Source organism: Enterococcus pallens ATCC BAA-351, assembly GCF_000407485.1.
In the GTDB taxonomy this organism is placed as follows: domain Bacteria; phylum Bacillota; class Bacilli; order Lactobacillales; family Enterococcaceae; genus Enterococcus_A; species Enterococcus_A pallens.
Map to the genome: position 1 here is coordinate 109,631 of NZ_ASWD01000003.1, position 24,611 is coordinate 134,241.

19 protein-coding genes are annotated in these 24,611 nt (G+C 39.9%); 3 read left to right on the forward strand and 16 right to left on the reverse strand.

From position 1 onward, the window contains the following. The first annotated feature begins 1 nt into the window (after window position 1). Entirely contained in the window at window positions 2-2,314 is a 2,313-nt protein-coding gene (locus I588_RS13070) for a PBP1A family penicillin-binding protein (protein WP_010759224.1), read from the forward strand. A gap of 64 nt (window positions 2,315-2,378) precedes the next feature. Here the strand turns inward: I588_RS13070 and nth are convergent, their stop codons facing one another. From nth to I588_RS13125, 11 genes are all read right to left on the reverse strand, one after another. Then, window positions 2,379-3,029: an endonuclease III gene (nth, locus tag I588_RS13075; protein WP_010759225.1), complete on the reverse strand. Its 651-nt coding sequence runs from the start codon at window positions 3,027-3,029 to the stop codon at window positions 2,379-2,381. Next, on the reverse strand, window positions 3,019-3,732 hold the full coding sequence (locus I588_RS13080) for a DnaD domain-containing protein (protein WP_010759226.1): 714 nt from the start codon (window positions 3,730-3,732) through the stop codon (window positions 3,019-3,021). The genes nth and I588_RS13080 overlap by 11 nt, the downstream gene beginning before the upstream one ends. Window positions 3,733-3,881: 149 nt before the next feature. Then, window positions 3,882-5,228, reverse strand: a complete 1,347-nt coding sequence (locus I588_RS13085) for an FAD-dependent oxidoreductase (protein WP_010759227.1) — start codon at window positions 5,226-5,228, stop codon at window positions 3,882-3,884. A 477-nt stretch (window positions 5,229-5,705) separates the two neighbouring features. Continuing rightward, a complete protein-coding gene (locus I588_RS13090; protein WP_010759228.1) occupies window positions 5,706-8,963 on the reverse strand; it encodes an MSCRAMM family protein in 3,258 nt (1,085 codons plus the stop codon). A gap of 779 nt (window positions 8,964-9,742) precedes the next feature. Continuing rightward, complete coding sequence (locus tag I588_RS13095) at window positions 9,743-10,174, reverse strand: Fur family transcriptional regulator (RefSeq protein WP_010759229.1); 432 nt, start codon at window positions 10,172-10,174, stop codon at window positions 9,743-9,745. A gap of 95 nt (window positions 10,175-10,269) precedes the next feature. Then, the gene (gene cysK, locus I588_RS13100; protein ID WP_010759230.1) at window positions 10,270-11,199 is read right to left on the reverse strand and encodes a cysteine synthase A; all 930 of its coding nucleotides are present in this window, start codon (window positions 11,197-11,199) and stop codon (window positions 10,270-10,272) included. 300 nt (window positions 11,200-11,499) lie between these two features. After that, the gene (locus I588_RS13105) at window positions 11,500-12,918 is read right to left on the reverse strand and encodes a PTS transporter subunit EIIC (RefSeq protein WP_010759231.1); all 1,419 of its coding nucleotides are present in this window, start codon (window positions 12,916-12,918) and stop codon (window positions 11,500-11,502) included. A gap of 16 nt (window positions 12,919-12,934) precedes the next feature. After that, window positions 12,935-14,587, reverse strand: a complete 1,653-nt coding sequence (locus tag I588_RS13110) for an alpha-glucosidase (RefSeq protein WP_010759232.1) — start codon at window positions 14,585-14,587, stop codon at window positions 12,935-12,937. Between the two features lie 382 nt (window positions 14,588-14,969). Beyond that, the gene (locus tag I588_RS13115) at window positions 14,970-15,830 is read right to left on the reverse strand and encodes a glucosaminidase domain-containing protein (protein WP_010759233.1); all 861 of its coding nucleotides are present in this window, start codon (window positions 15,828-15,830) and stop codon (window positions 14,970-14,972) included. Between the two features lie 185 nt (window positions 15,831-16,015). Continuing rightward, window positions 16,016-18,010, reverse strand: coding sequence for a transketolase (gene tkt, locus I588_RS13120; protein WP_010759234.1), 1,995 nt, complete (start codon window positions 18,008-18,010; stop codon window positions 16,016-16,018). 98 nt (window positions 18,011-18,108) lie between these two features. Then, the gene (locus I588_RS13125; RefSeq protein WP_010759235.1) at window positions 18,109-18,351 is read right to left on the reverse strand and encodes a DUF896 family protein; all 243 of its coding nucleotides are present in this window, start codon (window positions 18,349-18,351) and stop codon (window positions 18,109-18,111) included. 134 nt (window positions 18,352-18,485) lie between these two features. Here I588_RS13125 and lexA point away from each other — a divergent pair, with 134 nt between their 5' ends. Both lexA and I588_RS13135 read left to right on the forward strand, forming a co-directional pair. After that, window positions 18,486-19,109: a transcriptional repressor LexA gene (gene lexA, locus I588_RS13130; RefSeq protein WP_010759236.1), complete on the forward strand. Its 624-nt coding sequence runs from the start codon at window positions 18,486-18,488 to the stop codon at window positions 19,107-19,109. Window positions 19,110-19,212: 103 nt separating this feature from the next. Beyond that, the gene (locus I588_RS13135) at window positions 19,213-19,482 is read left to right on the forward strand and encodes a hypothetical protein (RefSeq protein ID WP_010759237.1); all 270 of its coding nucleotides are present in this window, start codon (window positions 19,213-19,215) and stop codon (window positions 19,480-19,482) included. Between the two features lie 46 nt (window positions 19,483-19,528). Here I588_RS13135 and I588_RS13140 read toward each other — a convergent pair whose 3' ends face one another. The 5 genes from I588_RS13140 to rnz form a co-directional block, all read right to left on the reverse strand. Beyond that, entirely contained in the window at window positions 19,529-20,041 is a 513-nt protein-coding gene (locus tag I588_RS13140) for an adenine phosphoribosyltransferase (RefSeq protein WP_010759238.1), read from the reverse strand. A gap of 13 nt (window positions 20,042-20,054) precedes the next feature. Continuing rightward, the gene (gene recJ, locus I588_RS13145) at window positions 20,055-22,343 is read right to left on the reverse strand and encodes a single-stranded-DNA-specific exonuclease RecJ (RefSeq protein ID WP_034694341.1); all 2,289 of its coding nucleotides are present in this window, start codon (window positions 22,341-22,343) and stop codon (window positions 20,055-20,057) included. A gap of 100 nt (window positions 22,344-22,443) precedes the next feature. Continuing rightward, window positions 22,444-22,878 carry a LapA family protein gene (locus I588_RS13150; protein ID WP_010759240.1) on the reverse strand — a complete coding sequence of 145 codons (435 nt, stop codon included), beginning with the start codon at window positions 22,876-22,878 and terminating at the stop codon, window positions 22,444-22,446. Between the two features lie 11 nt (window positions 22,879-22,889). Beyond that, the gene (locus I588_RS13155; RefSeq protein WP_010759241.1) at window positions 22,890-23,678 is read right to left on the reverse strand and encodes an SDR family NAD(P)-dependent oxidoreductase; all 789 of its coding nucleotides are present in this window, start codon (window positions 23,676-23,678) and stop codon (window positions 22,890-22,892) included. A 5-nt stretch (window positions 23,679-23,683) separates the two neighbouring features. After that, window positions 23,684-24,610, reverse strand: coding sequence for a ribonuclease Z (rnz, locus tag I588_RS13160; protein WP_010759242.1), 927 nt, complete (start codon window positions 24,608-24,610; stop codon window positions 23,684-23,686). Window position 24,611: the final 1 nt, after the last annotated feature.

The window sequence follows — 24,611 nt, forward strand, 5'->3', positions numbered from 1 at the left end:
TATGGCAAAGACCTCTCGTTCAGAGAAACGACCGAAAAAGGCTACAAAGCAAAAGGGAACTAAACGTAATGGAAAAAAAGTAAGCCTGGCTATAAAGATTTTAACTGTAATCGTAGGGCTGTTGTGCTTGATGATGATAGCAGGAGTTGGACTCTTTTTCTTTTATGTCAGAGATGCCCCAAGTTTAGATGAAAAAAAATTAGAAGCTTCGGCATCCTCTAATTTCTACGCGAATGACGGAACCATGTTCTTGGATCTAGGTGCAGAAAAAAGAGAAACTGCCTCAGCTGATGAAATTCCGCAGGAGCTCGATGACGCAATTGTTTCAGTGGAAGATCGCCGCTTTTTCGATCACAACGGGATTGACCCTATTCGTATTATCGGTTCAGCACTGCACAATGTTAGCAGCGACAGTGTTCAAGGAGGAAGTACCTTAACTCAGCAGCTGATCAAGCTGTCTTTCTTCTCAACTAAGTCCTCCGATCAAACCTTGCGTCGTAAAGCGCAGGAAGCTTGGCTGGCTTTGAAATTAGAAAAAGATAAATCGAAACAAGATATTTTGACCTACTATATTAATAAGGTCTACATGTCTAACGGGATTTATGGCATGGAAACTGCTGCAAAAACCTACTATGGCAAACCGCTGAATGAGTTATCAATTGCTGAAATCGCTCTGCTGGCTGGAATGCCGCAAGCACCAAACAGCTACGACCCTTATCAGCATCCCGAAGCAGCTAAAAAACGGCGGGACACTGTACTTTACACAATGCTGGACAACAACAAAATAACTCAAAAAGAGTACGACGAAGCGGTTAATTCAGATGTTCAAGCTGGCTTGCAAACGTTAGAGCCTAACAATGAAGAATTAAAGGTTACTGACAATTATGTAAAAGAAGTAATTAATGAAGTTCAACGTAAAACTGGACGCGATGTTTATACAGATGGCATGCAGATTTATACTAACTTAGATTTAGATACACAAAAAGAGCTATATGATATTGTGAATACTGATAATTACATTCAGTATCCTGATGATCAATTCCAAGTAGCCGCAACACTTGTAGATGTTAAAACTGGGCAAGTTACTGCGCAAATTGGCGGGCGTAAGATCGCCGATGATGTTACATTAGGAAATAATTTGGCAGTAAATACTAGCCGCGACTTCGGTTCGACAGTCAAACCGATTACCGATTATGGTCCAGCCTTTGAGTATTTGCAAAAATCAACCGGCACCTATATTGATGATGCGCCTTATAACTATCCTGGTACGAAAACACCTGTTATGAACTGGGACAACAGTTATTATGGCACGATTACTCTTCGTAAGGCTTTGTACGAGTCAAGAAATGTACCAGCCGTTAAGCTGCTTGATGAAGTTGGTACAGAGCGATCAGCTGAATTCATGAAGAAACTGGGCATTGAATACAAAGATGTTATGATGTCTAATGCGATCTCCAGCAACACGGAAACGCAGGACGGTACCAAATACGGAATTTCTACTGAAAAAATGGCAGCAGCTTATGCTGCATTTGGCAATGGCGGTACGTATTTTGAACCACAATATGTCAATAAAATTGTTTATCAGGATGGTACGGAAGAAGAATTTAAGAGTGATGGCGAAAAAGCAATGGAACCTTATACCGCTTATATGATAACTGATATATTGAAGGATGTTATCACACAAGGTACGGGAACAAATGCAAGAATTCCCTCATTAATTCAAGCGGGCAAAACAGGTACATCTAATTATACAACGGATGAATTAGCTAAGATTCCACATTACGGCACGATTTCACCAGATGTGATGTTTACTGGATATACCACTAACTACGCTATCTCCGTTTGGACTGGCTACAATGACCGACAGCAGCCGATTACTGCGCAGTCTGATATGATTGCTTCGGATGTTTATCGCGAATTAATGCAGTATGTGTCAGCTAGTGTCCCAAATGTTGACTGGGATTTCCCTAATGATCTTGTAAGAGTTGGCAATGAGCTTTATGTAAAAGGCTCAAATGCTGCTACTTATCAAGTTCCAAGTTCTTCTTATTACAATAATTCACCGGGTTATACGGTACCAAGTACGACGACACCATCAAGCTCTTCAACAGAAGAAACAGCACCTTCTTCTTCACAAGAGCCAGTGACTCCGTCTGAAACGACACCATCGTCTAATCCGGCAACTGAACCGAGTCAAACGCCAGAAAGCAGCACGCCACAACAACCAGATCCGGGTACGGGCGGTGATGGTGGCGGCGGCACCGGCGGAAACAATAATCAAGGCGGAAACCAAACGCCTCCAGCTACTCAATAAATTAGCAAAGACCTCAGAAACTCGTTAAAAAGTTTCTGAGGTCTTTGCTTTTTGAGCGTTTTTTCTATTTTGCAAGCTTTAGCCGTTCCTTACCTTCTTGACACATGTCCAACAACGGGCAAATCGTACATTTAGGGGCTCGGGCAAGACAATGATAACGACCAAAGAAGATCATAGTATGGTGTGTTTTAACCCAAAGCTCTTTAGGTACCTTGCGCATTAGTGTATCTTCTACTTCTGTAACACTAGCCTTCAGTTTGCAGATTCTTAGGCGTTTGCTGACGCGTTCTACATGGGTATCTACTGCGATTGCTGGGATTCCAAAAGCATCTCCTAGAACAACATTGGCGGTTTTGCGGCCAACCCCCGGCAGCTTAATCAGCTCCTCACGCGTTTTCGGTACTTCGCCGCCATATTCTACTAACAGCATTTCTGCACAAGCCTTAATATTTTTAGCCTTATTGCGATATAAACCAATTGTTTTAATCTTCTCAATGATTGCTTCAATCGGTGCTTGGCTTAAAGCCTCCGGTGTGGGGTAAGCTGCAAAAAGTGCGGGAGTTGCTTTATTGACAGACACATCGGTCGCTTGTGCACTCAATATCACTGCAATCAACAATTGAAACGGGTTATCTGAAACTAATTCCCCATGGGCTTCGGGAAACATGTCATACATTCGGGAGATTGCCTCCATTGTTTTTTCCTTACTTAGCATCTGAATCATTCTCCTTCAACCAATTGTACAATGAAACCTTCGGCAATTCTTCAGCACCCTTCACTTCTTCTTTTTGCAGCAGGATTTGCTTGCGGCGCTTTTGCTCTTCTTCTACCTGCTGCTTTGTCCGGATATTCTTGCGCTCCCAGCTTAAAAGTACCCGATCAATATAAGTTAGATTATAGGCTTGATTCAAAACGGCCTCTCGTAAAGCCAGAGCGATTAAATCAGGTGCATAATGATCTTCTTCTAGCCACTGGCCAATCCGTTGATATTCGATGGCCGAGAGTGGCCGGCCAAATTCTTGTTCAAAGGATTGATACATCTTCTTAACTTCCTGTTCTTCTGTTAGCTGCTCCTCTTGGAAACGTTCCTGCTCTTTTAAAATAGCTAAACGATCGTAGGCAGGCAGCAAGTTGTAGCGGTCCTTTTGACGACCATTTTCATCCGGAACAGTCTCTAATGCGACAAAGCCCTTGTTAATCAAATCCCCTAGCAGATCATAAGCCTTTTCCGTGCCGATTCCCATCGAATCTGCCACCTTCACCAAATCAGGAAAATCATCTCCCTTTTGGCTAGCTGCTGAAAGCTGCAGCCAAAGCATACATTCAAATGTAGAAAGCCCTAAACGAGCATAATTAGTCAAAAAAAGATTGGACACTGTCGTCTGTCCACTTGCTAAATATTCTTCCAGTGAAATCATTTTATTGCCTCCGTTCTTTCCTAGTGTACACTAAATAATCCAGATATCCAAGACAGCTTTATAGAAGATCACCGCTCCTCTTTCTCGTCTGACAACAACAAAAAGACCTAGAGAATCCCCTAGGTCTAGGCTTCACGTATTCAGCAGGCTTATTGGTTAATTTTTTCCAAAGCTGCTTGAGCCAAGATATTCAAGTAATTCCAAGGACGGTCAAAATGAGGCTGGAAGAAGAAGTCTTGTAAAGCTAGATCTTCGACAGTCATTTCATTTTGAATAACAACTGACATAGTGTTAGCCGATTGAGTAATATCATACTTAGAAATAAATTGAGCACCAACAATGCGGTTTGTGCCTTTTTCTGAAACTAATTCCATTAGAATCTTTTCAGTGGTTGGCATGAATTCCGGACGATAGTTGTCCTCAATTAAAGTAACATTTACATCAATACCTTGCATTTTAGCACCTTCACTAGTTAAACCAGTTGAGCCGATGTTCCAGCCGAACAAGTACAAACCAGAAGTTCCTTGAGTACCACGATATTTCATTTTTTGTTCAGTTAAGTTTTGTCCAACCAGCATACCTTGACGAACTGCATTGGTTGCCAAAGGAATATAACTGTCTTGATGAGTAGGGTTATAGTGTACAACTGTTGAATCACCCGCTGCAAAAATGTCTGGATTGCTTGATTGCATGTAGTCATTCACTTTAATTGCTCCACTTGGCAGCATATCCACTTTACCCTTCAATAAATCAGTGTTTGGTCTGAATCCAACACACAGGATAACCATATCAGCATCGAATTGGGCACTTGGTGTTACTACTTGTTTCACAGCACCATTTTCGTCTGCCACAAATTCACTAACGTTTTCACCTAAAGCCAATTTAACACCGTGATCTTCTAATTCTTTTTCCAACAGATCTGTGAATGGTTGATCCAAGTATTTGTTTAAAATACGTGGTAAGCCATCAATTAAAGTAACATCTTTGCCAGATTCCGCGAAAGCTTCAACTAATTCGATTCCGATATAGCCGCCACCAACTACGACAACCTTTTGTGCACTTTTTGCTTCTTCAATAATCTTGTTGGCTTGGTTGTAGTTTTTGCATAGTAGAACATTTTTTGAATCAATGCCTGGAATTGGCGGAATAATTGGCCAAGAACCCGTAGTCATTACTAATTTATCATAATCGACGACTTTTTCTTCGCCGGTTTTCAAATCTTTTGCTGTAACTTTTTTGCCTTCTGTATCGACATTCGTTACATCATGCTCCATGTTCACCTTTGCACCTAGAGAAGCTAATTCTTCAGGGTTTGAGTAAAACAGTCCCGCAGGATCCTTCACAACGCCACCTACATACAAAGCGATTCCACATGATAGGAACGAAATATTATCGTTACGTTCAAAAACGGTAACCTCTGCTTCTGGATGAACTGCTAAAATATTTTTTACTGCTGCAGTACCAGCATGGGTACATCCGACAACTACGACTTTCATCTATTATCCCTCTTTCTTTGTAACCAGTATTAGTTTGCAATTATTTGCACAATAAGTATAGCAGAGTCGTCGAAAATCCCTATCTATTTTGCTCACAAATTTGCTTTTTTTGTCGATTTATCGAAAATATTCAACCGTTTTATTTGACAATCGGTTGAAAAACGCATCAAATCAAGGGATTTAGAAGCTTTACTTCAAAAACAGTTCTTAACGAAATCTTTGCCTCACCTATTCACAAAAAGCTTTTAGATTGGAAAATCGAATCGAGCAGTTATCATCTTAACTAGACTTATGTTCTCTAAAGTATTGGAAGCCTTTGAAAGCTATCTAAACAATGAAGAAAAAGCTTTCTCTATTGTAGCAATTACTCGTTTTATTCTTAAATCCACTTTTTAACACGTGATAGTCGTTAAAAAAGGGTAAAATTGCACTTTTAAGGGCCCGTGATCAAAAGCATCACAAGCCCTATCTCTTCATTTATGGAGTTAAATGGTTCTTTAATTTTTTTCTAGTCCATAACCAGATTCCACCAACTAAACAAAAACCTATGATGCTGCAAATCCAATCTGATTTAGATCCTGATGCTGGATACGACTTATTTTTTGCATTCGATGCAGGTACGGCAGTTGAAACACCTTGAGATGTTGCTTTAGCAGCAGTGTTCTTTTGATCGGTTTGAATCTGTTTAGGAATCTTCTTGTTCTTTTTCGTCAGATCAATAAGGTTGTTTTCTTCAGTGACCGTGAATATTTGAGGAGTTTTATCCAAAAGATAGTTATCCGGTGCCTTTATTTCAGTCAATGAATAGGTTCCTGCTGGTAAATACTGGATATGAATGATGCCATTCTCATCGGTCACCAAATCACTATCAACATCTACCACTTTCCCATTGCAATCCCGCAGAATAAATTCTGCCCCTTTAAGCTTCTCATTAGTAACACTATCTATCTTAGTCAAAGTAATTCCCTGCCTAATTTTAGGATCACGATTAATAACCATATTGTTCTGTGCAGCATTTTCCTCATTAATTATGACCTTTTCTGGCTCCTTTTCAATTTGATAGCCTTCTGGAGCCTCAATTTCATAGATGAGGTATTCACCGTACGGCAGGTTCGTTACTTCTACCGTTCCATCTGGTCCAGTCTGAATAACTTCGTCTTCTTTAACCCGCTGATTATTTGAGTCATACAAATGGAAAACTGCATTTGCTAGAGGCTCCTTTGAATCAATATCTATTTTTTCGAGTAAGAAGCCTCCCGATGGTGCTGAATCCTCTTGATAACGATTGGTAAACTGTTCTGGCGTATTCTCCTTTTGATCATCATCTTCATAGGAAACTGAGCTTACCAGCTGTCCATCTTTTTCACCTATATCAATAACAGCAGTTACTTTCTTAGAATCATATGTCATCCCTGGCTCTGATCCTGATTTTTCAACAATCGTATAGCGGTAACTCCCAACCTCCTGAAACTCTCGGTTCAAAAAGTTGATTTCTCCTATTTCATCATTTGTTTGCGTCTCCAGAAGATTCCCTGCTTCATCGTATAACTCAAACTCAAATTCCTTTGCAGTCAGTTGGCGGCCCTCTAAATGCTTTTGTACTTTTAGACCAACTTCAACCGACTTAGCTTGCTCTTTCTGATTTTCAACTAAAAAGTTGATTGACCTCTCTGATTCAAAGTCGACAGTTATCGTATCTCCCTTTACTAAATCACCTTCTTCGTTCGAATGAAAGTACTCAGGTTGATAATCATTTGTCTTCATTTCTATCAGCGTATATTTTTCGCCATTCTTTAGCAATGCTTGCCAATTTTTCACTTTGGCAGCAGCCTCGAAATCAGGTGAGGAATAAAACTCAATTGGAAATTCTTTTTCCTTTTGGTCGATTACTGTTCGTCCATATGCCACAGCTTGATTTTGTTGGTCCCGCAATTCAAAGGTAAAGTCCTGCGATTCAGTCAGTTCAGCGGTTCCGGTTACCTTCTTCCAAGCGTCAAGCCCGATTGAAGGTGTATTAGTGATCATAAAATGTGTCACCTTGTTTATTTTTTCATTGTAATCAAAGCGATTTTTTTCTTCTCCCAAGCCCCCGGTAAAAGATACGCTGTAGCCTGAACCGGATACTTCCTGAAGATAATAACTGTGACCACTGATGAACACGGATTTCCAGCCATTTACAGCATCATTGCCAATGATTTCATTCTGATACTTTCCATCCGTATCTTTCGTGCGATAAAATTTTACTTCTTCTGTTTTCCCTTTTTCAACTATTGGCTGGCTGGTTATTCCATAAGCTACTGGTAGCTGTGGAGCAAGCTCATCAACAATTTCAAATTCGAAGGTTCTTGGTGGTACGATTTGCCCGTTTCCCTCTACCAGCTTATCTGCTTGAATCATTTCACCCTGGACTAGTCCGCCTATATCGAAGAAGTCGGTCTCCGTTTCCCAGGTTTCGGATTCATTGTCGTTCCAAATCAACTCCGCCTGATTTAGATATTTCCCTTCACCATACCCCTCCTGCAACTGAACATCTACATTAAAGGATATATCGTAGGCAACCACACCAGTATCACTGGGGCTATTTAATGGATCACAATAAATATCCAGCATTTTATTCCGCTGATCTTTAGAAAGAGAATCATCCTGTTGAATAGCTCTAGCTATTTCTCCCTCATGTATATCGTTGTAAGAATAATTACTAGGAAGACTGTTAAAGGCAATTAGTACAGTCTCTCTGCCTTCCTTGTCCAAGTAAACCCCGTAAGCTTTGTTCCCTGTTTGTGAGGGAGCATTTCTGACGCGCTCCTTAAAGCTTTCAAACTCTTCTCCAGATAAAGGTTCGATCCGCAGGAAGCTATCTTGTATCTGCAGATTGTTCGTCCCTTTTACAACGCGTGTTCCCATCTTTCCATTACTGTTAACAATGAAAATAGGAGCTGTTACAAAAAGAGAATCTGGTTGAAATTTCGTTCCCGGTGCTAATCTATCTATTAACAAAACATTTTCACGAGCACTCATTTTGGCGCCAGGTCCACCTGCTGAATAAGTATCGATCATATTCTTTATTCCAGCGTAATTGACACGAAAAGCCCAGTTGATGCTATTTGTGTTATTGATCTGATTCCCAGTCTTATAAAAGGGTAAATCGTACTCTTTAAACTCTTCATCATCCTCAGTAGTCCCACCGCCGCCGCCAGGATCAATAATCTCCAGCTTTGGAACAGCTTCAGAGCCGTTTCCACCACCATCAATTCCGTTACCTTCTTTTAATGCTTTCACGTGAGCACTTAACCAACCATTGACTAGCTCAGTTTGTTTAGCCCCTTCCTCATTGATGGTTACTATAAAATTGGTGCCCTTAAGCTCATAAGTTCCCAAAGAAGGTCCTCCGGAAGGATTCTCCAAGGCGTAAGGTCCAGCATCACTATAACCGCCAAAATATTCGGGATCAGGCAGCGCGACACTAAAGCTGTCCCCTGCTTTAATCCCTGCCATATTCTCCCTTGAGACCCCCCATATATATTTTATTCGAATAATATCTCCCAGCTTAATAGGATTATCCTCCGTAACTGGTTGACCATCACCGGATTGCATTTCAAATCCTGAGATAGTGACCTTATGAGTAATATCCGACTGTGCAGCAGCTGTATCACCTAAAAAAATAGTTAGTGTTGAAAAACAAGATAAAATCAGTAAAACGAGCATCCCCCAATATGATAATTTGGCATTTTTCATTTTCTATTCTCCTTTACTGTATATCAACATCACCAGTTCAAAATCATCAAAAAAGATAAACCAACAAACCTTCTATTAAACGCTCCGATTGTCTTTAAAACTACAGGTCACGGGCAACACAACTGATCTCCTCTCTGCTTACCACCTCGCTTTTTAGTTATTTTGAAAAAGATAAATTGCAGTTCTATATACGATACAATTTTCGAACATATGAAACAATCGATAATTAATTTACTATAAAAAAAACGAATTACACTTTTAAAACCACTGAAAAAAGGAATTATTCCATACTTCTATATTATCACAAATGTATTTTAATTATCCACTTTTTTTGCATAAAAAGGCTGAATATTGCAAATTAAGTATCAATCCGAGGCATTTTGATAACTAAATTCATTTCTTTAACCAGATAGAAAAAAATTGAATAATATAACGATATTTAAAAATATTGATTTTTTATCCACTGATTAAAAAAGTTCTGAATACATGCAGAAGAAAAAATCAATTTCAGAATAAGTCAGTATGTATAGTTATTTTAAAAACTCAAAGGATTTCTCACCTACTATAGGAAATTTTCTAAAACTAAGCAGAATTTTTGTTCAACGCAAAAAGACATCGTTCAACTACAAACGATGTCTTTAATATTTATTGAATTTAACTAATTATATTTAACAAAAAAGTATCCTTACTAAAATCAAAAAAATTCCAGTTATCCAGCCTTCTTGCTCTACATTAAAATCAGCTTTACTAACAAAAAAAAGATAAATCGTCGAGACGATTTATCCTTTCGTTTGGCAATTTGGACATAATCCATATACTTCTAATCGGTGTTCTCCGATTTCGTAACCAGTTAGTTCACTAGAAGCCATTTCAACGTCTTCTAAACCTGGATAGAAAAAGTCTTCGATCTTGCCGCAATCTGTACAAATCGCATGATAGTGCTTTTGAACACCAAAATCAAAACGACTTGCCGCGTCTCCATAACTCATTTCTTGCACGATACCGATTTCAACAAATTTTCTCAAATTATTATAGATTGTTGCCACACTCATATTTGGGAAACGACTTTCCAATGCTCGGAAGATTTCGTCTGCCGTAGGGTGACTGCGATGCTCAATTAAAAACTCTAAGATCGCATAACGCTGTGGTGTGATTCGCACGTTTGATTCTTTCAGCTCTTCAATTGCATGTTTTACAGTTTGTTCAGCCATAATATCTCACTCCCCCTTGTAATCTTTCTTAAATAATACTACTATTCAATTATAAAAGCTAGAGAGAATATTAAATCTTCACAAATACTCAAAAACTAGTCATCAAAATTAAACAATTCAGTTGACAGGTAACGTTCTCCATTATCAGGCAGTAAAACTAATACCTTTTTGTCTGGTGACATCGTTTTTGCCAAATCTAATCCTGCTTTTAAGGCAGCACCTGAAGAAATCCCAACCAAAATTCCTTCTTTCTTAGCAATTTCACGAGCTGTTTCCATTGCATCAGCTCCGCTGACTGCTGATACATCATCATAGACTGAAGTATCCAAATTATCTGGAATAAACCCGGCACCAATTCCTTGAATTTTGTGAGGTCCTGGTTGTCCACCTTCTAGTACAGGTGATTCCTTAGGTTCAACTGCAACGACCTTAATTTGCTGATACATGCGTTTTAGCTCTCTACCTACACCTGTAATGGTTCCCCCTGTTCCAACACCTGCTACGAAGGCATCTAAGCCATTGCTGCCAAAGGTATCTAAGATTTCCTTGGCTGTGGTTTTTTCATGAATGTCAGGATTTGCTGGATTTTCGAATTGTGAAGGAACAAACCAGCCATTCTCTTTTGCTAATTCATCAGCTTTTGCAATTGCACCTTTCATGCCGTCCGGACCTGGTGTTAAAATTAGTTCTGCGCCATAGGCCTGCATTAGCTTTCTTCTTTCGATACTCATTGTTTCCGGCATTACCAAAATAACTTTGTAGCCCTTTGCTGCTCCAACCATCGACAAGCCGATTCCTGTATTACCAGAGGTGGGTTCGATGATTGTTGCTCCTTCAGTTAGTTTTCCTTCTTTTTCAGCGCGTTCAATCATACTTAACGCAATCCGATCCTTTACACTGCCTCCAGGATTAAAAGACTCTACTTTTACATATACCTGTGCCATGTCATCAGAAGCTAAGCGCTTTAATTTTACAATGGGTGTCTGACCAATTGTTGCTAAAATGGAATCATAAACTTTTGTCATCGTTACGTCCTCCCTTACCTTATGTAAGTATAGTAAACGAAAATGCGAATATATGCTAGAAATATGTCACGAGTTCTTATAAAAGTGCTAACAAGTTACAAAGAAAAATTGATCTCCAATTGATTAGAAGATCAACATTCCTTATTCTTCATTTTACGAATTAAAGATGCGTCTCAGACTGGCAAGGTCCATTTCCCAGCTTTCAGTTTAATCAATACTTAGATAGTAAAAATCTCTACCAAATGAAATACCTTATTCGTCAATGTTCTTAGCTTATCTATTTCATTATTCATCACTTACCTAAGCTTCTTCAGGTATCATCACCTCTTCTGGTACAGCAAATAAATACGTGATGACAAATGCTAAAGCAAAAATTAGTATTCCTACAATGACATAAGTAATAATCTGAGATGGCTCGTAAATATACATTAACGGCGACAGAATAACTGCTAAGCCATAAGAATTTGCTTGAACACCCAAGACTGATAAAATCGCTCCACCTAGTGCAGAACAAGCTAACATAACTATTAACGGCTTGGTTCCATAACGAATCGTAATCCCGAATAATGCTGGTTCACTGACTCCTAACAGCTGAGTAATCCCGGCACTAGTACCGATTACTTTAACCTTCTTGTTTTTCGCCTTAATACTGATAGCAAAACAAACCGCTGCATTAGCAAAACCGTACATCGCACATAAAGTAATTAACGGATTAAATCCTGTTTGAGCCAACAAACTTGTTTCAATCATAATAAACAAATGATGCATCCCTGTCATAACCGCTAACGGATAGATAAAACCGATCACTAAGCCGCCTAACCCCATAGGAATATAAATCAAGGCTTTTACCACAACAACCAATCCTGCTTCTACATAGTGCAGCAATGGCCCTAAGACCAATAATCCCATCAAAAGCATCCCTAAAATGACGACAAAGGGTGTAAACATCAGATCTAGCGAGTCCGGCATGATCCTCCGCAAACGTTTTTCTAAGTTAGCTCCAACAATCCCTACAACTAAGGCTGTCAAAACACTTCCCTGATAGCCAACAATCGGAATAAAACCAAATGCAATTAGCGGTTCAACTCCACTATTGATATCAGCTACTGAATAAGCATTCGGCAGCATTGGCGACACCAGCATTAGTCCAATTACAAAGCCGATAATCGGTGTTCCGCCGAATTTTTTGAAAGCGGACCAGCAAATTAAAGCGGGTAAAAAGGCAAAGACTGTATCTGTCAATACATTCATTAAAGTTAGCATGTATTCAGGAATTTGAGCGGCTGAGGTCCCAAACAACCCCAAGACATTGTCATTTAAGATTACACCTTTAAGTCCTAAAAATAGTCCGGTTGCTACAATACCTGGAATAATTGGAATGAAAATATCAGCCAAGGTACGAATTCCACGTTTGATAGGATTCCCCTCTCGCTTGATCGACTCTAAACTTGTTTCCTTGTTTTTCAGTTCATCATCGTCCTGAATAAGCGCATCATATACCTTATTGACTGTTCCAGTTCCCAAAATGATCTGATATTGACCAGCATTAAAGAATACCCCTTTCACCTGATCAACATTTTCGGTTTTTTTATCGTCAATCGCTGCTCGGTCTTTTACTTCCAACCTTAAACGTGTTGCACAATGAGTCATTGAGAGAATATTGTCCTTTCCCACGATCTCAACGATTTCATCCCCAATTTTTTTGTAATCTACTGCCATCTGTGAACACTCCTTTTTATTTGCTGATCAAAATACTTTGGTAAGGCAATAACTCAATACTCATTCCAGAAAAATCTTGATTATGTGAATCAAAGTGGACCTCTTTAATCGGCTCCTCTAGAACGAAGGCAACTTTTTCAGAACTAAAATTCGTATACGAAACTAAGCTTCCTGAAGCGGCTGTACGTTGATATGCAATTACAGATTCTGGTACATCTTCAATAAAAGCAATATCACCCTTTTGCAAAACATCAGAAATCTCTGATTGCTGACGCAGAGAAATCATTTTTTGATAGCCTTTGAACACTGCGTTATCCTCAGCATTTATTTTGGGATACTCCTCAGTCATTGCCAACCATGGTTTCTGCTGAGAAAAGCCGCCATATTGACTGCCATCCCAAGGCATCGGTGTTCTAGAATTATCTCGACTTCTCTGATTGACAAAGCGCAGAGCTTCCTGTGCCGAAAAACCTTCCTTCATACTCCGTTCATAATTATCAATGCTTGAGATATCATCAAATTGCGAAATATCCGTTCTTTCTGCATTGACCATTCCCAGCTCCTGGCCCTGATAGATGAATGGCGTTCCTCTAAGGAAGAAATACATTGCTCCTAACCCTAAAGCTGACTGGGCATTCTGGAAGTCTTCTGCAACAAATTTTGATAGAGCTCTTGGTTGATCATGATTTTCAATGAAGTTAGCCCCCCAACCAGCCTTCTGCAGTGCATCCTGAGACTGCTTCAATAAAGCTTTAAATTCTGCTGCTGTCCAGTTGGTTCGCTTAAACCAATCAGAGCCAGACTCCACATCAATGTCCGCATAATGAAAATCAAAAATCATTGAAAAATACCCGTTGTCTCCAACATAGGTAGGAAACTCCTCGTAGCTGACTCCCGGCGCTTCTCCAACAGTTACACAATTATACTTATCAAAGGTTTCACGTCTCAACTCGTGTAGGAATGTGTCAATTCCTGGGCGATTACGCGTTTTTTCTTTACAGGAAACCAGACCGTCCACACCATCAGCCGGCAAACTAGCATAATCCTGATCCTTTTTGATGAAGGTAATAGAATCAATTCGAAAACCTGCAATTCCTTTTTCTAACCAACGATTAATCATAGCATACAATTCCTGCCGCATTTCAGCGTTTTCCCAATTTAAATCCGGCTGACGTTTGTCAAAAACATGCAGGTAATAGCAATCTTCATTTGGTACCTTTTCCCAAACCGAACCGCCAAAGATTGAACGCCAATTATTCGGTGGTTCTTTGCCCTCTTTAAAAATATAGTAGTCGCGATACGGACTGTTTTTATCAGCCAAGGCTTTCTGAAACCAAACATGTTCATCCGATGTATGATTAATTACCAAATCCAGCATGATTTTCAAATTAAGCTTCTTTGCTTCAGCTAGCAGCAGGTCTACATCCTCCATTGTGCCAAACTGAGGGTTAATTCCTTCAAAATCTGCAATATCATATCCGTTATCCACCATCGGCGAAGAAAAAATAGGACAAATCCACAGTGTTGTTACACCCAGCTTCTTTAAGTAAGGCAGCTTTTCAATAATTCCTTTTAGATCACCAATTCCATCCTGATTAGAATCCTTAAAGCTTTTAGGGTAAATCTGATAAATAATTTCCTTCTGCCACCAATTCTTTTCTGTCTCCATTGTTTTCCTCCACCTTGATGATATCGATACCATAAGTAGTATTAGCAAGCTCCGTTGTTATTAACGGATTTCATGCATTGATTCTTTTCTTAATTTATTCCATCGTCGTTGTGATATCGTTACCAGTTTGTTTTAAAAATTTATTGCAAGACTACTCTCGCTCTATTCTATCGAATTTTCTTTCCATATCTAGATTACCAAGACACTAAATATTTTTGTGATATCGATTTCATCTATAATGTACTATGGATTGAATAACCTGTCAAGCACTATTTAAAAAATTAACCTGTCTATTTTTAGAAAACTCTCTCTTTTCTAATCAAAAAAATATCCTAACAGCTGAACTTCACAGCTGCTAGGATATTTGGATTCAATCATCATTTTATACGGCTAATTGTTGACCTGGCATTAACATGGAATCCATACTTAACCCATTATTGGCTAATAATTGATCGACACTGATTCCGAAATGCTGAGCAATTGCCCATAAAGAGTCGCCGTTTTGAACAGTATATGTTTGTCCGCTGGCTTGCGTGGACACCTGTGCTTGAGCTTCAGGCTGCGCTGTCGCTTGAGTTGTCTGTTGCTCAGTTACTGCTGCTGTTTGAACAGCGGTTCCAGCCCCCGGTGTGTCAAAGCGCGTTAGATTATACATTTGAATCAAGGAAATTAATTTTCCTGCGTAGCTTGGATCAGTTGCATAACGTCCGGTTAGATAAACCGCAGCATCTTGATAGCTTGACGTATGACTCTTCCATGCTCCAGCGTAATAAGAATTACGCATAATATTCGCATGATCTAAAAATGATTCTTCATAGCTGCTGTAAACAGCGAAAGGTTCCGACATGGTTACCCATTGCCCGTTCAAATACTCTTGCGTATTCATGTATACGCTTGGTCCACCATTGTATTCCTTTACACCGAAAAGATTATAATATGGAGCGGCAGACAAGGTTGAAGAGCCAAATCCGGTTTCAACTAATGCTTGAGCTACCATGATAGATGCATATAGATCGTTTGATGCGGATACTTGCATAGCTGAGGCACCAAGCTGCTCAATGAAAGCTGCCTGATTTTGTGTTTGTCCTGTTTCAGCAGCTGCTGCCTTCACAGTATTCATCCCCATAACTGCTGGTGTGACAGCCAAAGCCGTTCCCAAAACAGGCATGATTTTTTTCATTTTCTTTTGACGTTGTTGCTTCTCATATGTATGACGTTCACTACGAGTCTTAAACTGGCTCATTTTTTACCTCCAAATATCCATTGCTTCAGTTCCTCAGATTCATTCACATTAAAAGTATACGCTATAATATTTTCTTAAACAATTTAAACATAGCTTCTTCATTCATTTGTTAAGCTGGTGTAACATGCGTAACACAAAAACAAAGTGCAGAAATAAATCTCTGCACTTTGTCATTTTATTATTTTTTACAATTCGTTGTAAGTAGCTACTACATTATCAACTGTGAAGCCAAATTGCTCTAACACAAATCCGCCAGGAGCTGATGCGCCAAAGTGATCAATGCTGATCATTTTTCCAGCATCGCCAATGTAACGTTCCCAACCGAATGATGAAGCAGCCTCAACTGCTAGTCGCTTAGTCACAGCTTTTGGCAGGACAGTTTCTTTGTATGCTTCATCTTGCGCTTCAAATAGATCGAAGCTTGGCAATGATACCACTGAAACATCTTTTCCTTGTTCTTTCAAGACTTTTTGTGCTTCAACAGCTAAGTTCACTTCTGAACCAGTTGCAATCAAAATACCATCTGGTGTATCAGTAGCTGCTTTAGAAATAACATATCCGCCCTTAGCTACGCCTTCAGCCGCAATGTCTTTGCTGCCTGGTAAGACTGGCAGATTTTGACGGCTTAATACAAGCAAGGTTGGTTTATCAGTAGATTCTAACGCTACTTTCCACGCTGCAGAAGTTTCATTTCCGTCTGCTGGACGAATTACTTGAACATTTGGCATGCAGCGAACGCTAGCTAATTGTTCAATTGGTTCGTGAGTAGGTCCATCTTCTCCAACAGCGACTGAATCGTGAGTTAATACGTAAGTCACAGGCAAGTTTTGGATAGCTGACATCCGAATTGCTGGGCGAAGGTAATCAGTAAATACAAAGAATGTACCACCGTAAACGCGAGTACCACCATGCAATTGAATACCGTTCATGGCAGCAGCCATTGCGAACTCACGAACACCAAACCAAATATTGCGGCCTTGATAAGAGCCTGGCTGGAATTCTTCTTCGTCGGCAATAGTTGTATTGTTAGAGCCAGACAAGTCAGCTGAGCCGCCCCAAACAGTCGGTACAGCTTTTGCAACTGCTTGAATAACTTCTTTACTTGATACACGGCTTGCTTGGCTTGAACCTTCTTCATAAACTGGTAGGCTTTCTTCCCAGTTTTCTGGTAATTTGCCAGCAAAAGCGTCTTTGAATTGTTGTGCTAATTCTGGATAAGCTTTTGCATAGTCTTCAAACATTTCATTCCATTGTGCTTCTGTTTTGGCACCTTTGTCCATCATCTCAGCTTTGAAACGTTCAGCAACTTCTTCCGGCACAGTGAAATCAGGATATTCCCAGCCGTAAATTGCTTTAGCCGCTGTAATGCCATCATCACCAATTGGTGCGCCATGGACAGCAGAAGTACCTTGTTTTGGTGCACCAAAACCAATTACAGTCTTGATTTCAATCAAGGTTGGCTTTTCAGTTTCTGCTTTTGCTTCTTCGATCGCTTTGCTGATTGCTTCTAAATCATTGCCGTCTTTTACAAGAATGTGCTGCCAGCCATAAGCTTCATAACGGGCACCAACGTTTTCAGTAAAGGCTTTGTTAGTTGGTCCATCCAATGAGATGTCATTTGAATCATATAAAACGACTAATTTGCCAAGCTTCATATGACCAGCCATTGAGCTAGCTTCTTGAGAAACACCTTCCATCAAGTCTCCATCACCGACGATTGTGTAAGTGTAATGATCCATCACGTTGAAGTTGTCACGATTGTAAGTAGCAGCTAAATGAGCTTCAGCCATTGCCATACCTACAGCCATTGAGATTCCTTGTCCTAATGGTCCAGTAGTTGCTTCAACCCCATCGGTATGTCCAAATTCTGGATGTCCTGGTGTTTTACTTTCCCATTGACGGAAATTCTTCAAGTCATCAATAGTTACTTGGTAACCTGCTAAGTGCAGCAAGCTGTAAAGCATTGCTGATCCATGACCTGCAGATAAGATGAAGCGGTCGCGGTTAGGCCAATTCAACGACGTAGCTGGATTCACGTTCAAATGCTTAGTCCAAAGAGCATACGCCATTGGAGCAGCCCCCATTGGCAAACCTGGATGCCCAGAGTTCGCTTTTTGAATTGCTTCAATACTTAATGTACGGATCGTGTTAACACCTAACTGATCAATTTTATCAAACAAAATAATTCGTCCTCCTTTTTGGTGATAAATACTTTTATTCCACATTCATTGTAACCGATTTAGTAATCCTTTTCAATCAGAAATGACAATTATTCGAATTATTTTCGATTATGCAACCCTTTTTGCTGTTGGATTTTCTTTAACTTTTCAGGGGTAACGTCTTTTCCATCTGGATCAACGATTTTCATTCCTTCAATATGGTGGCGCATGCCGCTGCGGAAAGTTGACAAGTATTCTTCTCGTAAATGTTTTTGTTCTTTTTGTTCAGCATCTGTTAAACCTTCAGCTTTTTTCTTTTTTGCCAATTCATTGATACGAGCAATTTTTTCATCCGAAATCATTTTATGCACCTCGCTTCCGTTTCCTATTATACCTTAAAATACCCTAGAAAAAAAAGCGACAGAAAAGCGAACGCTTGTTTGATTTATCAAAATAAATATGCTAAACTAAAAAAAAAGAAAAGAAGGTGAGCGCAATGGCAAAACGAACTGAGACTAAACAATTAGAAGTTCTGCGTTTTATTCATGAACGCGTTGAAAATAAAGGGTATCCCCCAACTGTTCGTGAAATCGGTGAAGCGGTGAATCTTTCATCTACTTCCACGGTTCATGGACATTTAGCTCGTCTAGAGAAAAAAGGCTTAATTCTTCGAGATCCGACTAAGCCTCGTGCGATCGAATTAACAATTACTGGCTTAGAAAAAATTGGTGCACAACCGCAAGTAATTCCCATGTTGGGAGTTGTTACCGCTGGTGAGCCGATCTTAGCAGTCGAGGAAGCTTCTGACTTTTTCCCGGTACCGCCAGACCTGTCCAGTGAGGAAGGCAGCTTGTTCATGCTGACAATTCGTGGTGAAAGTATGATAAACGCAGGAATCTATGATGGAGACCATGTCATTGTAAGAAAACAGGCTACGGCAACTAACGGTGAAATTGTTATCGCCATGACTGATGAGAATGAAGCAACCTGTAAGAGATTCTATCGTGAAGTAGACCATATTCGTTTGCAGCCTGAAAATGACCAGATGGAGCCAATTATTTTAGATAATGTTTCCATTCTTGGCAAGGTTGTCGGTTTGTATCGAAACCACATTTATTAATCGGATAATATCCGGTTAATTTTTTTCTTTACAAATCGAACAAACATTCGTATAATACATATACAAACATTTGTTCGCATATTTTATTAGGGGTGAATTATTTATGAAAGCAGTAAGAAGATTTGGCTTAATCATTGGTTTTTTGTTAGTTGGATTATTGATCGGCAAACTTGGTTCCTTGGCTACGATTGTCGTCTTCTCTGGATTGTTCATCGTTTGGTTCATGCTGTGGGATGAAAAGAAATACGCCCAACAATACGAACAGGAAGAAACTTATTGGGAAGATGACTACTACGAAGCTGTCGAACCTGAAGAGGTTTATTATATAGACTCTTACGATTATTACGATCACCACTATCACAAATCCGCATAAAAAAAGGCTCGGAAATCATTCGATTTTCGAGCCTTTTGCTTTTCTCTTAGTAATCCATCAAAGTTAAGATATCATAGTTTTGAATCTTATCTCTGCCGTGTAATTCCTCTAATTCAATCAAGAATGCACAGCCTACTACAATACCTCCAAGTTTTTCAACTAGTTCAATGGTTGCTTTAACTGTTCCGCCGGTTGCTAATAGGTCATCCGTTACCAACACGCGCTGACCAGGCTGAATTGCATCTTTATGGATCGATAATACATCTGTCCCGTATTCTTTTTCGTACTCAACATCAATGGTTGCTCTTGGCAATTTGTTAGGCTTACGAACTGGCGCAAAGCCTACTCCCAATTCGAAAGCTACTGGACAACCCACGATAAATCCTCGTGCTTCAGGTCCTACCACCATGTCGATTTGTTTTTTGTTGGCATATTCAACAATTTGTCTGGTTGCTTCACGGTAAGCATCTCCGTCTGCCATTAACGGTGAGATGTCACGAAAAACAATTCCTTTTTGCGGGTAATCTGGAATACTGGCAATATAATCTTTTAAATCCATTCTGCATTTCCTCCTAGCTTTTCAGCCAATTTCTTATGGTTTGAATGTCGCTCATTAATAAAAACTCTTCACTTTCAATTTGTTTCAAGCGTTCCTTATAGCTGCTGCTTTCCTCAATGACTTGATTTTGAGGATTTGGAACGATTTCTAAAACACCGTCATCTATTGTAACAAATTTCAATTCAGAAAACACGCGAATCATAAAGACTAATAATTTTTCTGAAATTCTTAAATAATTCGAAATGTTTTTCAGTTTGTAGCGAATGTCTACTCGCTTTTGCTTGATGCAAAACTGATACAATTGTTTAAACTGCTCACGATTAGGCATACCGTTAAGATAAGCTTCGTCAGCGCTATACAAGAACAAATATACTCGTTCAAAATCGCCATAGTTCACTAAAGATTTAATTATTTCCTGATCAGTTGGACAGTCTACAATGACAAGCTGTCGATAGTTGGCATAATCAGAAAGATGCGCTTCCTGATAGACCTGAACCTGATGCTGCAGCGTATTGGATAGAATTTCCCGACTCTTTTCTTGAAAAGCCAAATATAGTGTATTCGCTGATTCTAAAGGTTGATTCCAGCTGTGCTTTGCTCGGCGATCAATTACTTGAAGGCCCTCAGTTGCAAAATCAAGCAGCTTCAGTTGAATCTTTTTTTGGCCATTCCATTCATTAATCTCTAAATCACCAACAAAACGAGTATTTTCTTGCTGTAATTCTTCTGATTTAGAACCAAAACCGAAGCCGATCACATCCAACTGCTTATCACCATTCGACAACATGAATTTTACATGCTGCTGTTCGGCTCCAATTGTTTTCAATTGCCCAACCTTTACTTCCTCCAATAGGAAATGCGGGGCTGGATTATCAGTTCCAAATGGCGCCAGCTGCTTTAGCTCTTCAACAAAAGCTAGATTCACTTCATTAAAGGAGAGCTCCTCATCAATTGTCAGGCTAGCTCCCTCTTGCACATCGATTTGGTTCTCTGCGATATAAACAGCGATTTGCTGCTGCAATTTGGGTAAATTCTCACTAGGCAAAGTCACACCAATTGCCGCCTCATGACCGCCAAAATGTGTGAAATTCTCTCGCATTGTGGTTAACATGCCATATAAGTCCAGGGACTCATTGCTGCGGCCCGATCCCTTGGCAGATCCATCTTCATTAATGGATAAAACAATTGCTGGTTTGCCAGTTTGTTTTAAGACATTCCCTGCTACAATCCCTAATACTCCGGGATTCCAGCCTTCTTTGGCTAAAACATGTACAGGTGCATCCTCTAAAAGCATATCGGCTGCTTCCTGAGTAATCGTTTGTACAATTGCTTTACGCTCATTGTTAATTTCATCTAGTTTTTGTGCTAATTCACGGGCATAAGCATCATCAAAGGTAGTCATTAATTCTACTGCTGGATTGGGATCACCTAAGCGTCCTATTGCATTTAAGCGTGGCCCGATTCCAAAGCCAATACTTACTTCATCCAGTTTTTGAACATCCACTCCACTGACCTTCAACAGGTGGTTTAAACCCATCCGCTGATTTTGCTTCATAATTTCCAGCCCTAGCTGAACGATTGTCCGGTTTTCGCCTGTCATTGATACTAAATCTGCAACAGTCCCAATACAAGCTAAATCCAACAGCTCCAAAGGTGGCTCTTCTAATAAGGCAGTTGCCAGTTTAAAGGCAACGCCCGCTCCAGCCAGTTCGCCAAAAGGGTATTCTCCATCTGGATGTCTCGGATGAACAATACAATAGGCTTCTGGTAGCACCGGCGGCATTTCATGGTGATCCGTCACAATGACATCTACCTGTTGTGAATTTGCATAGGCAATTGCTTCATTCCCCGCAACTCCGTTATCGACCGTTACGATTAATTGAATACCTTCATTGATTTTTTCTTCAAACAGCTCTTTGTTCGGACCATACCCATGAATAAAACGGTTTGGCAGCACATAATGCACGTCTGCCCCCAGCATCTCAAGAGTTTCTTTCATGATTGAAGTACTGGTGATACCATCTGCATCATAATCACCGTAAACTAGAATCGCTTCGCCTTCCATGATAGCCGCTTGAATCCGTTCAACCGCCTTATCCATGTCATGCATCAGAAAAGGATCATGCAAATTATCGACACTGGCATAAATCATGCGTTCAAATTGCTCTTTCGTTTGAATGCCTCGCTGCCATAAAAGATTCGCGAAGGTCTGGCTATGTCCCATCCCCATGATTTCCTCTGAGAATTCACGTGAGACAGAAGTATTTTCTTTAAGTTGCCACTTAAAGTTTGATTTTTTCAAAAGATCACTTCCCAACCGTATCAGTATAGCAAAATTTTCCAGACAAAAAAAGAAATGAAAGAGAATGATCCTCATTTTTTAGAGAATCATTCTCTTTCATTTAATCATAGTAATCTAGTGGCGGATTGTTCGTATCATTCTTTGGTGCTTCTTCACCTGTCAACTGTTGAATCCGATTGTCTTTTTCACTCAGCAGACGTTCATATTCCGCCTTCAATGCGGCAATTTCATTTTCTTTTTCCCGCTGATAGCGTGCTTTGTCTTCTGCCAGCTTCTCTTGATTATTCGTTTCGAATTCTTCAATTTGACTTTGAAGTTGCTTCACCTGCCGTTTTTGCTGGAACATCGTTGTACTTGAGGTGAGAAAAACGACCAACGCCCCTATAATTGCAGATCCGATAATAACTAAAATCAATGGACCGTATAGTTTACTAAAGCCAAAATTCACAGGTACTTCTTGATTATTCAGCACCGCAAATATTACGATGATCAGGACGAGCAAGAATCCTAAAATAACCTTCCATTGTGTCTTCAAACTGATCACCCTTATTTCTTATTAAATATACTGCCAGCTAAGAAATCTCCAACATGAGGGAATAACGTGTACAATCGAGCTGCTGCCTCCATTACTCGTGGCCGGTTGATTTCTCTGGTTGGTTCACCCATCCGTTTAACGATCGCTTTTGCCAGCTTTTGCGGATCTAAAACGACACTGCCTAGATTAGCTAAATAATTGCCGCTTGGATCAGCCAAATCGAAAAAATTGGTTTCTATCGGACCTGGATTAATTGTAGTTACATATACATTTGCTGGTTTTAATTCTAAACGAAGTGCGTTCGAAAATCCTAGTACCGCAAATTTAGTAGCAGAATAAATGGTAGATTTCGCAGTAGCCATTTTTCCAGCCATTGATGCTACATTGAAAATATGGCCTTGATTACGTTCGACCATACTCATGGCAATTCTTTGAGTAAAATAAATCATTCCTAAGACGTTTACTTCAAACATTTTACGTGTTGTTTCAAAATCAATTTCAAAATAATCTTTGAACAATCCAAAGCCGGCGTTGTTGACTAAGACATCTACATTGCCAACTTCTTCTTCGATTTTTTCTAAAACACTGTCCACACTGTCTGGATCTGAAATATCAAGTTGGAAAGCATAGGCTTCTTTTCCGCTTAACTCTTTGCAGCGTTCCTTTACTTGTCCGATTAATTGAATCCGGCGAGCGCAGGTAACGACGATTGCTCCACGTTTAGCAGCTTCATAACAAATCTGTTCGCCTAAACCAGCCGAGCCGCCGGTAACTACAACGACTTTATCAGTTAAATCCATCTTCTTCACTCCTTCAACGGTATTTCGACAATATCGAAATCTTTCGCGATTGTCGTGTCTCTAAACACATCTTGTGCTTCTTTTTCCAGCTCTTGAGCCTCCTTGGCTAAATAGCGGGCCGAAATGTGTGTCAGCATCAATTGCTTTGCATGGGCCTGCTTAGCGATTTTAGCGGCTTGCTTAGTAGTGGAATGATAATAAGAGCGAGCCATCTTTTCCTCGTCTTTTCTAAAAGTGCTTTCATGAACCATCACATCACTATTTTTAGCCAATTCTACAGAAACTGGCGTATACCGAGTATCTCCAAATATAGTAACAATTCGACCAGGTTTTTTCTTACCAATGAATTCCTTGCCGTCAATTACTCGGCCGTCTTTAAGTGTAACAGTTTTTCCCTGCTTAATTTGTCCGTAGACCGGTCCAGCAGGAACTCCTAGCTCTTCCAGCTTCTCAACCTGCAATGTTCCTTCGTGATCAGCCTCCACCACGCGATAGCCATAGCTGTCTATCCCGTGGTCCAGTAATCGACATTCCACAGAAAATTGTTTGTCCTTGAATACGATTCCTTCCTTTGCCTCAATGTATTTAATTGGGTAAGAAAGTCGCGTTTTGGAAACCTCTAGAGCTGTTTTTACAAAAGCTTTTAATCCGGGAGGTCCATACAGTTCCAGCTCTTCATCTCCACCTTGGAAGGAACGGCTGCTTAATAAGCCCGGCAGACCAAAGATATGATCCCCATGTAAATGGGTTATAAAAATCTTTTCAATTTTACGCGGACGAATAGTGGTACGCAAGATTTGCATTTGCGTACCTTCGCCACAGTCAAATAGCCAAATGGCATTTCGTTCTGCTAATAATTTTAAAGCAATACTGCTAACATTTCGATGTTTAGCCGGAACACCTGCTCCGGTTCCTAAAAATTCTAATTCCATA

What these genes read in the sequence shown, in the direction of transcription:
- rnz (WP_010759242.1), bottom strand. Translation starts at nt 24,610, where the DNA reads ATGGAATTAGAATTTTTAGGAACCGGAGCAGGTGTTCCGGCTAAACAT.
- I588_RS13115 (WP_010759233.1), bottom strand. Translation starts at nt 15,830, where the DNA reads ATGAGCCAGTTTAAGACTCGTAGTGAACGTCATACATATGAGAAGCAA.
- nth (WP_010759225.1), bottom strand. Translation starts at nt 3,029, where the DNA reads ATGCTAAGTAAGGAAAAAACAATGGAGGCAATCTCCCGAATGTATGAC.
- I588_RS13140 (WP_010759238.1), bottom strand. Translation starts at nt 20,041, where the DNA reads ATGGATTTAAAAGATTATATTGCCAGTATTCCAGATTACCCGCAAAAA.
- I588_RS13125 (WP_010759235.1), bottom strand. Translation starts at nt 18,351, where the DNA reads ATGATTTCGGATGAAAAAATTGCTCGTATCAATGAATTGGCAAAAAAG.
- I588_RS13110 (WP_010759232.1), bottom strand. Translation starts at nt 14,587, where the DNA reads ATGGAGACAGAAAAGAATTGGTGGCAGAAGGAAATTATTTATCAGATT.
- I588_RS13080 (WP_010759226.1), bottom strand. Translation starts at nt 3,732, where the DNA reads ATGATTTCACTGGAAGAATATTTAGCAAGTGGACAGACGACAGTGTCC.
- I588_RS13070 (WP_010759224.1), top strand. Translation starts at nt 2, where the DNA reads ATGGCAAAGACCTCTCGTTCAGAGAAACGACCGAAAAAGGCTACAAAG.
- I588_RS13155 (WP_010759241.1), bottom strand. Translation starts at nt 23,678, where the DNA reads ATGGATTTAACTGATAAAGTCGTTGTAGTTACCGGCGGCTCGGCTGGT.
- I588_RS13085 (WP_010759227.1), bottom strand. Translation starts at nt 5,228, where the DNA reads ATGAAAGTCGTAGTTGTCGGATGTACCCATGCTGGTACTGCAGCAGTA.
- lexA (WP_010759236.1), top strand. Translation starts at nt 18,486, where the DNA reads ATGGCAAAACGAACTGAGACTAAACAATTAGAAGTTCTGCGTTTTATT.
- cysK (WP_010759230.1), bottom strand. Translation starts at nt 11,199, where the DNA reads ATGACAAAAGTTTATGATTCCATTTTAGCAACAATTGGTCAGACACCC.
- I588_RS13090 (WP_010759228.1), bottom strand. Translation starts at nt 8,963, where the DNA reads ATGAAAAATGCCAAATTATCATATTGGGGGATGCTCGTTTTACTGATT.
- I588_RS13135 (WP_010759237.1), top strand. Translation starts at nt 19,213, where the DNA reads ATGAAAGCAGTAAGAAGATTTGGCTTAATCATTGGTTTTTTGTTAGTT.
- I588_RS13105 (WP_010759231.1), bottom strand. Translation starts at nt 12,918, where the DNA reads ATGGCAGTAGATTACAAAAAAATTGGGGATGAAATCGTTGAGATCGTG.
- I588_RS13095 (WP_010759229.1), bottom strand. Translation starts at nt 10,174, where the DNA reads ATGGCTGAACAAACTGTAAAACATGCAATTGAAGAGCTGAAAGAATCA.